Annotated in this window: 13 protein-coding genes; 12 read left to right on the forward strand and 1 reads right to left on the reverse strand. The window is 67.6% G+C overall.

Features of this window, described 5'->3' with window-relative positions:
• Positions 1 to 97: 97 nt before the first annotated feature.
• From LZ198_RS29195 to LZ198_RS29250, 12 genes are read left to right on the forward strand one after another with little or no spacing between them, the layout of a single operon-like run.
• The gene (locus tag LZ198_RS29195) at positions 98 to 760 is read left to right on the forward strand and encodes a cytochrome c3 family protein (protein ID WP_253975372.1); all 663 of its coding nucleotides are present in this window, start codon (positions 98 to 100) and stop codon (positions 758 to 760) included.
• Positions 757 to 3,924, forward strand: coding sequence for a TAT-variant-translocated molybdopterin oxidoreductase (locus LZ198_RS29200; RefSeq protein ID WP_253975388.1), 3,168 nt, complete (start codon positions 757 to 759; stop codon positions 3,922 to 3,924). Before LZ198_RS29195 ends, LZ198_RS29200 begins: the two co-directional genes overlap by 4 nt.
• Before the next feature lie 2 nt (positions 3,925 to 3,926).
• Positions 3,927 to 5,330 carry an NrfD/PsrC family molybdoenzyme membrane anchor subunit gene (gene nrfD / locus LZ198_RS29205; protein WP_253975373.1) on the forward strand — a complete coding sequence of 468 codons (1,404 nt, stop codon included), beginning with the start codon at positions 3,927 to 3,929 and terminating at the stop codon, positions 5,328 to 5,330.
• Positions 5,331 to 5,334: 4 nt separating this feature from the next.
• Positions 5,335 to 5,880 (forward strand): DUF3341 domain-containing protein, encoded by a 546-nt coding sequence (locus tag LZ198_RS29210; protein WP_253975374.1) that lies wholly within the window; start codon positions 5,335 to 5,337, stop codon positions 5,878 to 5,880.
• The gene (locus LZ198_RS29215) at positions 5,877 to 6,473 is read left to right on the forward strand and encodes a c-type cytochrome (protein ID WP_253975375.1); all 597 of its coding nucleotides are present in this window, start codon (positions 5,877 to 5,879) and stop codon (positions 6,471 to 6,473) included. Before LZ198_RS29210 ends, LZ198_RS29215 begins: the two co-directional genes overlap by 4 nt.
• Positions 6,470 to 7,696, forward strand: a complete 1,227-nt coding sequence (locus LZ198_RS29220) for a hypothetical protein (RefSeq protein WP_253975376.1) — start codon at positions 6,470 to 6,472, stop codon at positions 7,694 to 7,696. Before LZ198_RS29215 ends, LZ198_RS29220 begins: the two co-directional genes overlap by 4 nt.
• Positions 7,693 to 8,154 carry a hypothetical protein gene (locus LZ198_RS29225; protein WP_253975377.1) on the forward strand — a complete coding sequence of 154 codons (462 nt, stop codon included), beginning with the start codon at positions 7,693 to 7,695 and terminating at the stop codon, positions 8,152 to 8,154. The genes LZ198_RS29220 and LZ198_RS29225 overlap by 4 nt, the downstream gene beginning before the upstream one ends.
• A 36-nt stretch (positions 8,155 to 8,190) precedes the next feature.
• Entirely contained in the window at positions 8,191 to 9,072 is an 882-nt protein-coding gene (locus tag LZ198_RS29230) for an SCO family protein (protein ID WP_253975378.1), read from the forward strand.
• Entirely contained in the window at positions 9,069 to 10,115 is a 1,047-nt protein-coding gene (coxB, locus tag LZ198_RS29235; protein WP_253975379.1) for a cytochrome c oxidase subunit II, read from the forward strand. Before LZ198_RS29230 ends, coxB begins: the two co-directional genes overlap by 4 nt.
• Positions 10,099 to 11,766: a cbb3-type cytochrome c oxidase subunit I gene (locus tag LZ198_RS29240; RefSeq protein ID WP_253975380.1), complete on the forward strand. Its 1,668-nt coding sequence runs from the start codon at positions 10,099 to 10,101 to the stop codon at positions 11,764 to 11,766. Before coxB ends, LZ198_RS29240 begins: the two co-directional genes overlap by 17 nt.
• Entirely contained in the window at positions 11,756 to 12,421 is a 666-nt protein-coding gene (locus LZ198_RS29245) for a cytochrome c oxidase subunit 3 family protein (protein WP_253975381.1), read from the forward strand. Before LZ198_RS29240 ends, LZ198_RS29245 begins: the two co-directional genes overlap by 11 nt.
• Before the next feature lie 10 nt (positions 12,422 to 12,431).
• Positions 12,432 to 12,887, forward strand: a complete 456-nt coding sequence (locus LZ198_RS29250) for a cytochrome C oxidase subunit IV family protein (protein ID WP_253975382.1) — start codon at positions 12,432 to 12,434, stop codon at positions 12,885 to 12,887.
• A gap of 82 nt (positions 12,888 to 12,969) precedes the next feature.
• Here the strand turns inward: LZ198_RS29250 and LZ198_RS29255 are convergent.
• On the reverse strand, positions 12,970 to 13,798 hold an 829-nt coding region (locus LZ198_RS29255), incomplete at its 5' end, for a DUF481 domain-containing protein (RefSeq protein WP_253975383.1).

Here is a 13,798-nt window from a genome sequence, read left to right on the forward strand (position 1 = left end):
GGATTGCTTCGCCGCTCCCCGCGTCCAGCCACGCACCCGCCTCTCCCTCCTCTCCTGTCACCGCAGTCGTTGAAGCCCCCTTGCCCATGGTCCTGGTATGAGCGGCCCTCTGTTTCCACGCTGGACGAACACGGTGTCGCGGCTGTCCGCCGCGGCGCTTCTTGCCGTGCCCGCCATCGGCATCGGCGGCCTCATGGCGTACGTGCGTTCGCCGTACGTCACGAACCAGCAGATGCCCATCGAGCAGCCGATTGAATTCGACCACCGCCACCACGCGGGTGACGAGAAGATCGACTGCCAGTACTGCCACTTCACGGTGGACAAGTCGCCCTCGGCGGGCATCCCCTCCACCACGGTGTGCATGTCCTGCCACGCCCAGGTGTGGAACAAGAGCCCGTACCTCACCGAGGTCCGCAAGGCGTTCTTCGCCGACGAGCCCATCCGGTGGGTGCGTGTCCACAACCTGCCGGACTTCGTCTACTTCAACCACGCCATCCACGTGAACAAGGGCGTGGGCTGCGCCACCTGCCACGGCCGCATCGACCAGATGGCCGCCGTCGAGCAGGCCGCGCCGCTGACCATGGCGTGGTGCCTGGAGTGTCACCGCAATCCAGAGCCCAACCTGCGGCCGCCGGAGTTCATCACGTCCATGACGTGGACCCCGCCGAAGGACAAGGCCGAGGCCGCCGCGCTCGGCAAGAAGCTGAAGGATGAGTACGACGTCCACTCGCGCACGAGCTGCTCCACATGCCACCGATGAACACGAAGCGCGACAATCCCCCGTCGCAGGAATCCTCCTCCTTCGCGCTCCCGGTCGTGTCGGACCGGCCCGCCGCGGCGCCTGACGCCGTCGGCGAGGCGCTGGAGCACGCCGCCGCGAACGCGAACTCCTCCGAGCACGGCTACGGCCAGAGCTACTGGCGCAGCCTCGAGGAGAAGCTGGGGACCTCCGAGTACATGGAGGAGACCCGCCCCGAGTTCCCCGTGGGCGCGGACCTGCCCCCCTCCGGCTTCGTCCGCCGCGAGTTCATGCAGCTGCTCGGCGCGTCGCTGGCCCTGGCCGGCGCCACCGCGTGCAGCACCCGCCCGGAGAGCGAGAAGCTCCTGGCGTACACCAAGACGCCGCCGGAGGTCGCCCCGGGCAACCCCCTGCACTACGCGTCCGCGATGACGCTGTCGGGCCACACCTCCGGCCTGCTCATCACCGCCCGCGAGGGTCGCCCCGTGAAGATCGAGGGCAACCCCGAGCACCCCATCAACCAGGGCGCCGCCTGCACCTTCGAGCAGGCGTGGCTGCTGTCCCTGTACGACCCGAACCGCGCGCGCGTGCTGCGCCAGGGCAAGACGCCCCGCGCCCTGCGCGTGCTGAACGAGTCGCTGACGTCGCTGTCCACCAAGGCGGCCACGGACAACGGCGGCTCGCGCGTGCGCTTCCTCACGGACCCGGTCGGCTCGCCCTTCACCGGTGAGCTGCGCGCCCGCATCCAGAAGAAGCTGCCCAACGCGCGCTTCTTCAGCACGTCCTCCAACCTGGACACCCAGTCGGACACGCTGCGCGCGCTGTTCGGCGGCCAGGCCGTGTCGGCGCTGTACGACTTCGCCAACGCGGACATCGTCCTGTCGCTGGACGCGGACTTCCTGGAGAGCTGCCCCGGCAACCTCCTGCACATCCGCCAGTTCGCGGACCGCCGCGACCCGCGCAAGGGCAAGCTCAACCGCCTGTACATGGCGGAGGCGCGCTTCTCCGTCACGGGCGGCATGGCGGACCACCGCCTGCGCATGAAGTCGGCGGAGGTGCTGGGCCTCGCCACCGCGGTGGCCCAGGCCATCGGCGGTCCCGCCGCGTCGCTGGCGTCCGCCGCGGCCGGCAAGTCCAAGCTCGACGCGAAGCACGCCAACTGGGTGCAGGCCGTCGTCGCCGACCTGCGCTCCGCGGGCGCCGGCCGCTCGGTCGTCATCGCCGGCGAGCGTCAGCCCGCCGCGGTGCACGCGCTGGCCCACGCCATCAACGCGGAGCTGGGCAACACCGGCAAGACGGTGCGCTACGTCCAGTCCCCCATCGCGGAGGCCACCGGCCTGTCGCAGGTGCGCGCGCTGGTGGAGGACGTGGAGGCGGGTCGCGTCGACACGCTGGTCATCACCGCCTACAACCCGGTCTACACCCTGCCGGACGACGTGGGCCTCGCCAAGGTGCTGAGCAAGGACCACCCCAACCGCGCCAAGCTCAACGTCATCTACACGGGCCTCTACGAGGACGAGACCAGCGCGCACGCCGATTGGTTCGTCCCCGCGGCGCACCCGCTGGAGACGTGGGGCGACGGCCGCTCCGTGGACGGCACGGTCTCCATCGCCCAGCCGCTCATCCAGCCGCTGTTCAACGGCGTGCCGGAGTCGGAGCTGCTGGCGCTGTTCCTGGACGAGCCGCTCAAGCCCGCCTACCAGTTGCTGCGCGACTACTGGCGTGGCCAGTCCGCCGACGCGGCGGACTTCGAGGCGCGCTGGGACTCCTGGGTCTCCCAGGGCTTCATCGAGAACACGGCCTCCCCGGCCATCACCGCCGCCCCGGACTTCGGCGCCGCCACCTCCCTGGTGTCCGGCTACGCGCCCCCGGCGGAGGGTGAGCTCGAGCTGAACTTCGTCCTGGACTACAAGGTCTACGACGGCCGCTTCGCCAACAACTCCTGGCTGCAGGAGCTGCCCGAGCCCATCACCAAGATGGTCTGGGACAACGCCGCGCTGCTGGGTCCGGACACCGCGAAGGAGCTGGGCCTGTCGCCCGGTGACATGGCGGACCTGACCTACGGTGGCCAGAAGCTCACCGTCCCGGTGTGGATCGTCCCCGGCCACGCGGACAAGACCGTCACCCTGGCGCTGGGCTACGGCCGCACCGGCCTGCACGAGAGTGTCGCCAAGGGCGTGGGCTTCGACGTCAAGCCGCTGCGCAGCATGAAGGCGCCCTGGTTCGACGGCGGCGCCACGCTCACCAAGGTGCGCGGCAGCTACAAGTTCAGCCTGACCCAGACGCACTGGCGCATGGAGAACCGCCCCATCGCGCTGGACATGCCCCTCTCCGAGCTGGAGCACCCCTCCGAGCACACGGAGTTCGTGCTCCACCGCGTCAAGGGCGAGCTCAAGCAGCACGTCCAGGACAACCTGCCGGACTACGACTACGGCAGCGGCTACAAGTGGGGCATGGCCATCGACCTGTCCCGCTGCACGGGCTGCAGCGCGTGCGTGGTGGCCTGCCAGGCGGAGAACAACATCCCCGTCGTGGGCAAGGAGCAGGTGGCCCGCAGCCGCGAGATGAACTGGCTGCGCATCGACCGGTACTTCGAGGGTCCGGAGAACGACCCGAAGATGGTCATGCAGCCGGTCATGTGCGTGCACTGCGAGAAGGCCCCCTGCGAGTACGTGTGCCCGGTGAACGCCACCGTGCACTCGGACGAGGGCCTGAACGACATGGTGTACAACCGCTGCGTCGGCACGCGGTACTGCTCCAACAACTGCCCCTACAAGGTCCGCCGCTTCAACTACCTGCACTACACCGCGGGCAAGACGGCCACCGAGAAGATGCTGATGAACCCGGACGTCACGGTGCGCAACCGCGGCGTCATGGAGAAGTGCACGTACTGCGTGCAGCGCATCGAGCGCGCCCGCATCGACGCGCGCGTCAACCGGCACCTCATCAAGGAAGCGGACCTCAAGACGGCCTGCCAGCAGACGTGCGCCGCGCAGGCCATCGTCTTCGGGTCGCTCAACGACAAGCAGCAGCTCGTCACACAGCTCCATGAGGACGTCCGCGCCTACAAGCTGCTCCACGAGCTGGGCACCCGTCCGCGCACTTCGCACCTCATCCGCGTGCGCAACCCCAATACCGCCCTCGAGCCGGCGAAGCACGCCGAGCCGAAGGAAGGGAGCCACTAGTCATGGCCGAGACCGCAGCCACCGCCCCGCTCGACCCGCTCGAGCCGCGGCACCTCGTCGCGCCGCACCACGACGACAAGTCCCTCAACGAGACGCTGCTGGACCATGTCTGGCGCAAGCCGGGCAAGGGCTGGTTCATGCTCTTCGGCATCACGCTCAGCGCGCTGGGCCTGCTCGTCGTCGGCGTCACCTACACGCTCGCCCGCGGCATCGGCGTGTGGGGCAACAACCAGCCGGTGGGCTGGGCGTTCGACATCATCAACTTCGTCTGGTGGGTGGGTATCGGCCACGCCGGTACGCTCATCTCCGCCATCCTCCTGCTGTTCCAGCAGAAGTGGCGCACGAGCATCAACCGCTTCGCGGAGGCCATGACGCTGTTCGCGGTCATGTGCGCGGGTCTGTTCCCGCTGCTGCACACGGGCCGTCCCTGGTTCGCCTTCTGGCTGTTCCCCTACCCCAGCACCCTGGGCGCGTGGCCGCAGTTCCGCTCGCCGCTGGTGTGGGACGTGTTCGCCATCTCGACGTACCTCACGGTGTCCGCGCTGTTCTGGTTCGTGGGCCTCATCCCGGACCTGGCGGCCCTGCGTGACTCGTCGAAGACGAAGATCCAGCGCACCATCTACGGCCTGTTCGCGCTCGGCTGGCGCGGCTCCGGTCGTCACTGGCACAACTACAAGATCGCGTACCTGCTGCTGGCCGGCCTCTCCACGCCGCTGGTGGTCTCGGTGCACACCATCGTGTCGTTCGACTTCGCCGTGTCCCTGCTGCCCGGCTGGCACGCGACCATCTTCCCGCCCTACTTCGTGGCCGGCGCCGTGTTCAGCGGCTTCGCGATGGTGATCACCCTCATCGTCCCGGCGCGCAAGTACCTGGGCCTGCGGGACGTCATCACCGACCGCCACCTGGAGAACATGAACAAGGTCATCCTCGCGACGGGCCTCATCGTGTCCTACGGGTACATGATGGAGCACTTCGTCGCCTGGTACTCGCAGAACCAGTACGAGTTCTGGACCTTCTACGTGAACCGCGCCACGGGCCCCTACGCCGGCGTGTACTGGCTGATGATCACCTGCAACGTGGTCACGCCGAACATCTTCTGGTTCAAGAAGTGCCGCACGAGCATCCCCATCATGTGGGTGGCCTCCATCGCCGTGAACATCGGCATGTGGTGCGAGCGCTTCATCATCATCGTCACGTCGCTGAGCCAGGACTTCCTGCCGTCCTCCTGGGGCATCTACACCCCCACCTGGGTGGACTGGTCCATCTACGTCGGCACCCTGGGCCTGTTCGGCACCCTGTTCCTCCTGTTCCTGAAGTTCGTGCCCGCGGTGGCGGTCAGCGAAGTGAAGGAGCTCCAGCTCGAGCTCAAGCACGCCGCCCACCACAACACCCACGGAGCGCACTAGAGTCATGGAAGCCACTGTCCTCGATTCCTGGGTGCTGGCCGAGTTCGAGACGCCAGACATCCTCGTGGATGCCACCCGCCAGATGCGGGAGAAGGGCTTCCAGGGGATGGACACCTACTCGCCGTACCCGCTGCATGGCGGCTCGGAGGCCCTGGGCCTCCCGCCCTCGAAGGTGCCCTTCATCGCCCTGTGCGGCGGCCTGACGGGCATGACGACGGCGCTCGCCATGCAGACGTGGATGAACACCCTCGACTACCCGCTGAACATCGGCGGTCGCCCGCTGCTGTCGCTGCCGGCGTGGGTGCCCATCACCTTCGAGCTGAGCGTGCTGTTCGCCGCGTTCGGCATCTTCTTCGGTCTTCTGGGGCTGAGCCGGCTGCCGCAGCCGTACCACCCCGTCTTCGAGTCCGACGCCTTCCGGACCGCGTCCACGCACGGCTACTGGCTGAGCGTGCCGCACCCCACGGGCCAGGACGCCGCCGCCGTCATCGACCAGCTCAAGGCCCTGGGTGCCACCCAGGTGACCGTCGTCACGGGAGAGAAGGAATGAGGTGGCTCATCCCCGCCGCCGCCGGCCTCGCAGCGCTGTCCTCCGGCTGCGACGTCTCTTCGGAGTTCCTCCAGCGCATGGAGGTCCAGGCCAAGTACGAGTACTACGAGGCGTCCGACTTCTGGGCGGACGGCCGCGCCATGCGCACGCCCCCCGCCGGGACGATTCCCCGTGAGCGCTTCGCGAAGCTGCCGGAGCTCAAGGACCCCGTGGCGCGCCAGGTGGCCCTCACCGGCCGCGCCCACGGCCAGCCCACGACCACCATCCCCGTGACGGTGGACCGCGAGCTGCTGACGCTGGGCCAGAAGAAGTACAACATCGTCTGCTCGCAGTGTCACGGCGTGCTCGGCGACGGCAACAGCGTGGTCGCGGAGAACATGGCGCTGCGCCTGCCGCCGTCGCTGCTGGAGCTGGAGAGCAAGCCCGCGGGCCACTTCTACACCGCCATCAACGAGGGCTACGGCGTGATGCCGTCCTTCTCCGGCGAGCTCGACGTGCGCGAGCGCTGGGCGGTGGTCGCCTACGTCCGGGTCCTCCAGGAGGCCCGCAATACCCGTACGGCCGGGCAGCCCGTGCCGCAGGAGAACCGATGACCCCCGCAGCCGAAGCCTCCGCTCCCCTCGAGCCCTACACCGGCACGCCGAAGCTGATGGTGCCGGCGTTCGGCGTGGGCGCCCTGGGCATCCTGGCCACGCTGGCCGGCTTCTTCGCCACCAGCGCCAAGGGAGAGGCCGCCCACGCGTACCTGCTCGCCTTCTGCTACTGGGTGGGCATCAGCGTGGCCTTCACCATCATGGTGGCCATCTTCCACACGGCCAAGGCCAAGTGGCTCATCGTCCTGCGCCGCACGATGGAGACGGGCGCGTCCGCCATCCCCATCTTCATCCTGCTGTTCATCCCCATCGTGCTGATGGCGGGCTACCTGTACCCCTGGTGGCCGGGCTCGCCGCTGCTGTCGGAGATCCACGGCATCGAGCTGGAGCACCTGGCGCACAAGCAGCACGGCTACCTCAACGTGACGTTCGCGACGGTGCGGCACGTCATCTACTTCGCGGTGTGGTGCTTCGCCGCGTGGAAGCTGCGCGGGCTGAGCCTGAAGCAGGACACGACGGGTGAGCTGGACCTGACGGTGCGCATGCGCCGCTTCTCCCCCGGCATCCTGCCCTTCCTGGCGCTGACCCTCACGTTCGCCTCGTTCGACTGGCTGATGAGCCTCACGCCGCTGTGGCAGTCCACCATCTTCGGCGTCTACTACTTCGCCGGCAGCTTCCTGGCCGCCTTCTGCATCCTCACGCTGACCACGGCGCGGGCGCGCGGCAAGGACCTCTACGGCAACGTGGTGACGACGGCCCACTTCCACAACCTGGGCAAGCTGATGCTGGCCTTCACGGCGTTCTGGGCCTACATCGCGTTCTCCCAGTTCCTGCTCGTGTGGATCGCCAACATCCCGGAGGAGGCGCCCTGGTACGGGGTGCGCATCTTCGGCGCCTGGAAGCCGGTCTCCCTGGTCCTGTTCTTCGGCCACTTCGTGCTTCCCTTCTTCACGCTGCTGTCGCGCAACCTGAAGCTGCAGCCGGCGAAGCTGTCCGTGGTCGCCATCTACCTGCTCGCCATCCACGCGGTGGACCTGTACTGGCTCATCTGGCCGGCGCTGACGGGCACCACGGGCCCGACGTTCCACTGGACGCTCATCACCGCGTTCGTGGGTGTGGGCGGCATCGCGGTGGGCTTCGCGCTGCGCAACTCGCGCAACCACTTCACGATGCCGGTGAAGGACCCCTACATCGCCGAGTCCCTGAGGTACGTGCAGCCATGAAGAAGACCCAGTCGGAGCTCGAGTCGCGCGTCATCGTGGGCGCGCATGGTGTGGCGGCGGAAGAAGACCACATCGTCATGGGGAAGGTGCTGAGCATCGGCTTCGGCTCGCTCGCCATCTTCGCCGTGGGTATCGTCTGGGCGTACACCATCCAGGTCCGCACCATGGACGAGATCCAGCCGGACGGTCCTCCGCCGCGCCCCGCGGCCATGGGCCAGTACGAGGTGGGCATCGTCAACCAGCGCCTGTTCGAGCAGGACTGGCACGCCGAGGAGAAGATCGGCGGCCAGCACCAGACGCTGGGTGCGGGTTGGGGAGATCAGCCGGGCGTGAAGGCCCACCCCACGCTGGACCAGGCCATGGAGACGGTCATCTCCAAGTCCAAGGCGCCGGCGCCCCAGGCTCCTCCTTCTGCCCCCCAGCAGGCGCCGGAACCCACCCCGGCGCCTCGGCAGTAGCTTTGGCGCGAAGTCTCGCGTAAGAGCCCGCCAGCCATGATGTCCCCTTTCTCCCACACCTCCCCGCACGCGCGCCGTACGGGGATGCTCGTCGCGGCGGCGCTGGTCCTGGCCGTCGCGGTGCCGGCCTCGGCGCTGCCGGGTGGCGGCAAGACGCCGCGTTCCATCGTCGAGGCGCAGCAGGACACGCCGCCCCAGCTCAAGGGCGTGGACGTGGAGGAGCACCTGGGGGACATCGTTCCCTCGGAGGCGGTCTTCACGGACGCGCACGGCGAGCAGGTGAAGCTGGGCTCCGTGCTGTCCAAGACGCGCCCCACCCTGCTGACGCTCGTGTATTACAACTGCCCCATGCTCTGTAACCTGGTGCTCAACGCCCAGGTGAAGACGATGCGCGAGCTGGGGCTGGAGCTGGGCAAGGACTACGAGGCGCTGACCATCAGCGTGGACCCCGAAGACACCCCGGCGATGAGCAACGAGCGCCGGCGCAAGCACCTCCAGTCCATGGGCAAGCCGGAGAGCGCGCCCTGGCACTTCCTCACCGGCACGGACGCGGAGATCCACCGCGTCGCGGACGCGGTGGGGTTCAAGTACACCTACGACGAGAGCACCCGGCAGTACGCCCACCCCGCGGTGGTGATGGTGCTCACGCCCGAGGGCAGCATCTCCCGGTACCTCTACGGGACGGATTTCCCCCCCAAGGACATGAAGCTGGCGTTGCTGGAGGCGGCCGGTGGCCGCGTGGGCACCAGCTTCGACCGCATCGTGATGTCCTGCTTCAAGTATGACACCGCCACGCGGCGGTATGGCTTCTACATCTTCGGGTTCATCCGCCTGGGCGCACTGGCTGTCTTCTTCGCCCTGGCGACGATGCTGATCTACTTCTGGAGGCGCGAGCTGAAGAAAGGCGCGGCGGCATGAGCGAGTTCCTCAACAACCTTCTGTTCCTCCCGGAGAGCGCGTCCACGTTCGCGGAACGGGTCGACTTCCTGCACCACTTCGTCGTGGGTACGACGATGGTGATGTCGGCCGGCGTCGGCCTCGTGGCGCTGTTCATGTTCTTCCGGTACCGCCGGCGCGTCCCGGCCCAGACGACGGAGTACGTCGTCCCCACGCTGGCGACGGAGTTCCTCTTCGTCTCCGTGCCGCTGGTGTTCTTCCTGGCCTGGTTCGGTATCGGCTTCCGGGACTTCACCTGGGTCACCACGCCGCCCAAGGACGCGATGGACGTCTACGTCATGGGCAAGCAGTGGATGTGGAAGTTCTCCTACCCGGAGGGCCCCAACGGCGTGAACGTGCTGCACGTGCCGGCCAACCGCCCGGTGCGCCTGCTCATCACCTCGCGTGATGTGCTGCACTCGTTCTACGTCCCGTCCTTCCGCATCAAGATGGACGCGCTGCCGGGTCGCTATTCGCAGATCTGGTTCGAGGCGACCAAGCCCGGCACGTACCAGGTGCTCTGCACCGAGTACTGCGGCCTGTCGCACTCGAAGATGCTCGCGGAGGTCGTGGTCCTCCCCCAGGAGGAGTACGACAACTGGATCAAGGACCAGCGCCGCGGCCGCCTCCAGGACCGCCAGGACGCGCTGGCGGACACCTCGCTGGTGCCGCCGGTGGCGCGCATGGTCGAGCAGGGCCAGGTGCTCGCGGGCACGCAGGGCTGCCTCAAGTGCCACTCGGTGGACGGCTCGCAGCACATCGGCCCCACCTTCCTCGGCATGTATGACCGCGTGGAGAAGCTGGACGACGGCCAGACCATCCGCGTGGACGAGGCCTACATCACCCAGTCGATGATGGACCCCGGCGCCCACCTGGTGTCCGGCTACCAGAACGTGATGCCGACCTACCAGGGCAAGCTGCAGGGCCCGGAGACGGCCGCCATCGTCGAGTACATCAAGTCGCTTCGCACTCCGAACGTCCGCGAGGGCGCCTCCGAGGGACCCGCCTATGACCCCATCCAGTAGCATCGACACGGCGGGGGCCGCCCCGCACGACGAGCACCACGACCACCACCCGAGCTATCTGGTGGATGGCACCACCATCAAGTCGTGGCTCTTGACGGTGGACCACAAGCGCATCGGCCTGATGTTCTTGTTCTTCATCCTGCTCTTCTTCCTGGTGGGCGGCATCTTCGCGCTGCTCATCCGGGTGGAGCTGCTCACGCCGGGCGCGACCATCATGGACGCGATGACGTACAACCGTACGTTCACGCTCCATGGCCTGGTCATGATCTTCCTGTTCATGATTCCGGCGATTCCGGCCGTCTTCGGCAACTTCATGCTGCCGCTGATGCTGGGCGCCAAGGACGTGGCCTTCCCCCGGCTGAACCTCGCCTCGCTCTACATCTACCTGACGGGCGCGGTGTTCATGCTGTGGGGCATGCTCAACGGCGGCCTGGACACGGGCTGGACGTTCTACACGCCGTACAGCACGCACACGACGACCACGGTGGCGCCGGTGATGTTCGGCGCGTTCATCATCGGGTTCAGCTCCATCGCCACGGGCATCAACTTCATCGTGACCTGCCACACGATGCGCGCCCCCGGCATCACCTGGTTCAAGATGCCCCTGTTCGTGTGGGCCATCTACGCGACCAGCTGCATCCAGGTGCTGGCCACGCCGGTCATCGGTCTGCTCACGGTGCTGGTGGCCGTGGAGAACCTGTTCAGCTTCGGCATGTTCGACCCGGCGCGCGGCGGCGACCCGGTGCTCTTCCAGCACCTGTTCTGGTTCTACAGCCACCCGGCCGTGTACATCATGGTGCTGCCGGCGTTCGGCGTGATGAGCGAGGTCGTCAGCACGTACAGCCGCAAGAACATCTTCGGCTACCGCGCGGTGGCGTACTCCAGCCTCGGCATCGCCTTCGTGGGCTTCTTCGCCTGGGGCCACCACATGTTCGTGTCCGGTCAGTCGACCTTCGACGCGGGCGTGTTCGGCGTGCTCACCATGCTCGTGGGCGTGTTCACCGCCATCAAGGTCTTCAACTGGGTGGGCACCGTCTACAAGGGCGCGGTCGACTTCAAGACCCCGTTCGCCTACTTCTGCGGCTTCCTGTTCTTCACCGTGTTCGGTGGCATGACGGGCATCGCGCTGGGCACGGTGTCGCTGGACGTCGCCTGGCACGACACCTACTTCGTGGTGGCGCACTTCCACTTCATCATGGTGGGCGCGACCATCATGGCCTTCCTGGCCGCCCTCCACTACTGGTTCCCGAAGATGTTCGGGAAGACGTACCACGAGGGTTGGGGCCTGGTGTCCGCGGCGCTCATCATCCTGGGCTTCAACGCCACGTTCATCCCCCAGTTCCTGCTGGGCAACAACGGCATGCCGCGCCGCTACTACGACTACCCGGAGCGGTTCCAGGCGCTGAACGTCGCCTCCACCGCCGGCGCGTCGCTGCTGGCGTTCGGCTTCATCATCATCGCCATGTACCTGACGTACGCCCTGCTGTACGGCAAGGCCGCCGGGAAGAACCCCTGGCGCAGCAAGGGCTACGAGTGGATGAGCGAAGCTCCTCCGCCCACGCACAACTTCGTGGGCCCGCAGCCGACGTTCCCCGAGGAGCCGCACTTCTACGTCGACCCGAAGAAGGCCGAGGTCCCCGATGCAGTCTAGCGCTCACACCGCCGACGGCGCGGAGAACCTGCCGCGCCTGGCCGGCCACTTCGCCTCGCTCGAGGTCCAGAACCACGCCGCCCGCCTGGGGATGTGGCTGTTCCTCGCCACCGAAATCCTGCTCTTCGCGGGCCTGTTCGTCTGCTACGGCTGCTACCGCTTCCTGTACCCGGAAGCGTGGGCGGCGGGCAGCCGGAGCCTGGACCTGACGATGGGCACGGTGAACACCATCGTCCTCATCACCTCCTCGCTGACCGCGGCGCTCGCGGTGCACTACGCGAAGGAGGGAGAGAACAAGAAGGTGGGCGTGATGTTCGCGCTCACCCTTCTGATGGCGGTGGGCTTCCTCGTCATCAAGTACTTCGAGTACGCGCACAAGTTCCACATCGGGACGCTGCCGGGCCGGTACTACCACTACGAGGGGATCCAGGTGACCGGCATCCCCCTGTACTTCACGGTCTACTTCTGCTCGACGGCGCTGCACGCGTTCCACGTCGTCATCGGCATGGCGGTGCTGTCCGTGGCGATGGTGCGTGCGTTCCGGAAGAAGGATTTCGGCCCGAAGAACTACACGATGGTCGAGCTGGGCAGCATGTACTGGCACCTCGTCGACCTGGTGTGGATCTTCCTGTTCCCGATGCTGTACCTGGTCTGAGGGCGAAAACATGGCCATCGCCAACGAATCCCATCAGGAAGAGAAGAACATGGACGCGCACCACGGCGCGGGCCGCTACTGGCTCATCTGGGGTGTGCTGCTGGTGCTGACGGTCGTCACCGTCGTCACCGGTCGCATGCACCTGCCGAGCTTCGGCCTGCTGCTGGCGCTCGTCATCGCCACGGTGAAGGGCACGCTGGTGACGCTGTACTTCATGCACCTGGCGGAGCACCGGGGCGCCAACCGGCTGGTGTTCGGCGTCTCCATCCTCTTCGTGGTGCTGATGCTCGTCATCCCCATGGCGGACCTGGGCACGCGCTTCCGCGGCGCCAACCCGCCGGGCTCGCAGTACAGCGACCTGCAGCCGGCCGACATCGGCACCGGCACGCAGCGCGGTCGCTTCGGCGGCGGCGTCCGTCAGACGGAGACGAAGGACACGCCGGAGACTCCGGCGCCGCACCACTGATTCCCGGAGGGCCCCTCGGCCCTCCTCCCGCCTCACCGCGCGGCGCCTGGGACTTCCCCGGCGCCGCGTCGCATTTCCGGGCCTAGAGCCCGACCTCGAGGTTGAAGGCCAGCGCCGTGTCGGTGGGCACCTTGCCCTCGGGCGGCAGGCTGTCGTGCTTCACCAGGAAGCTGATGCCCAGCGACAGGGCCTCCGTCAGCTTCACCGCCAGCTGCGACTGGCTGTTCGCCAGCACGCGCGAGTCGCTGATGAAGCTCAGCAGCACCTCGGCGTCCTCCTTGAAGAGCACGTCCTTGGTGATGCCATAGCGGAAGGACGCGCCGAAGCGGGGGCCGCCCAGGTCCACGTCCGGGATGTTCATCCGCGTGGGGTAGTACTGGAAGCGCGTCTCGCGCGCGTAGCGGAAGGCGATGTCCGTGCGCAGGTAGGACTCGCGCTCGTCCTTCTTCTTCTCGTCCCACCACAGCACGCCCAGACCACCTTCACCGCTGGTCCGCGACTCCACGCTCTTGACGTGGTCCGTCTCCACGCCGGCCAGCAGGTAGCCGCTGATCATCTTCGTGAAACGGCGGTCCCCGCGCAGCTCCAGGCCCGCGTTGAGGGCCACCAGCTGGGACGGCTGCTCCTCGCCGGAGACCTCCGGCGGGCGGCTGCGGCCGTAGTTGCCGTAGGCCTTCACCGCGTAGATCCAGTGCTCCGTCGTCCGCTGCGCGCTGGCCAGACCGCTGAAGGTCAGCGTGGAGGCGTTGCCCGTCAGCGAGATGAGGCCCAGGCCGATGGTGACGTCCCACTCGCCCGTCTTCTTCGCGGGGGCGGCGGCGGCCTCGGGGGCGGGGGCCGGAGCCACGCCGGCGGCGACGTTGGCGGCGCGCTCGGCGGCCTCGGCGGCGCGGGCGCTGGCCTCGGCGGCG

It is taken from the genome of Myxococcus dinghuensis, assembly GCF_024198235.1.
GTDB classification, from domain to species: Bacteria; Myxococcota; Myxococcia; order Myxococcales; family Myxococcaceae; genus Myxococcus; species Myxococcus dinghuensis.

Bases quoted from the DNA above. Each gene is read 5' to 3' on its own strand.
- LZ198_RS29195 (WP_253975372.1), top strand. From the start codon at position 98: ATGAGCGGCCCTCTGTTTCCACGCTGGACGAACACGGTGTCGCGGCTG.
- LZ198_RS29200 (WP_253975388.1), top strand. From the start codon at position 757: ATGAACACGAAGCGCGACAATCCCCCGTCGCAGGAATCCTCCTCCTTC.
- nrfD (WP_253975373.1), top strand. From the start codon at position 3,927: ATGGCCGAGACCGCAGCCACCGCCCCGCTCGACCCGCTCGAGCCGCGG.
- LZ198_RS29210 (WP_253975374.1), top strand. From the start codon at position 5,335: ATGGAAGCCACTGTCCTCGATTCCTGGGTGCTGGCCGAGTTCGAGACG.
- LZ198_RS29215 (WP_253975375.1), top strand. From the start codon at position 5,877: ATGAGGTGGCTCATCCCCGCCGCCGCCGGCCTCGCAGCGCTGTCCTCC.
- LZ198_RS29220 (WP_253975376.1), top strand. From the start codon at position 6,470: ATGACCCCCGCAGCCGAAGCCTCCGCTCCCCTCGAGCCCTACACCGGC.
- LZ198_RS29225 (WP_253975377.1), top strand. From the start codon at position 7,693: ATGAAGAAGACCCAGTCGGAGCTCGAGTCGCGCGTCATCGTGGGCGCG.
- LZ198_RS29230 (WP_253975378.1), top strand. From the start codon at position 8,191: ATGATGTCCCCTTTCTCCCACACCTCCCCGCACGCGCGCCGTACGGGG.
- coxB (WP_253975379.1), top strand. From the start codon at position 9,069: ATGAGCGAGTTCCTCAACAACCTTCTGTTCCTCCCGGAGAGCGCGTCC.
- LZ198_RS29240 (WP_253975380.1), top strand. From the start codon at position 10,099: ATGACCCCATCCAGTAGCATCGACACGGCGGGGGCCGCCCCGCACGAC.
- LZ198_RS29245 (WP_253975381.1), top strand. From the start codon at position 11,756: ATGCAGTCTAGCGCTCACACCGCCGACGGCGCGGAGAACCTGCCGCGC.
- LZ198_RS29250 (WP_253975382.1), top strand. From the start codon at position 12,432: ATGGCCATCGCCAACGAATCCCATCAGGAAGAGAAGAACATGGACGCG.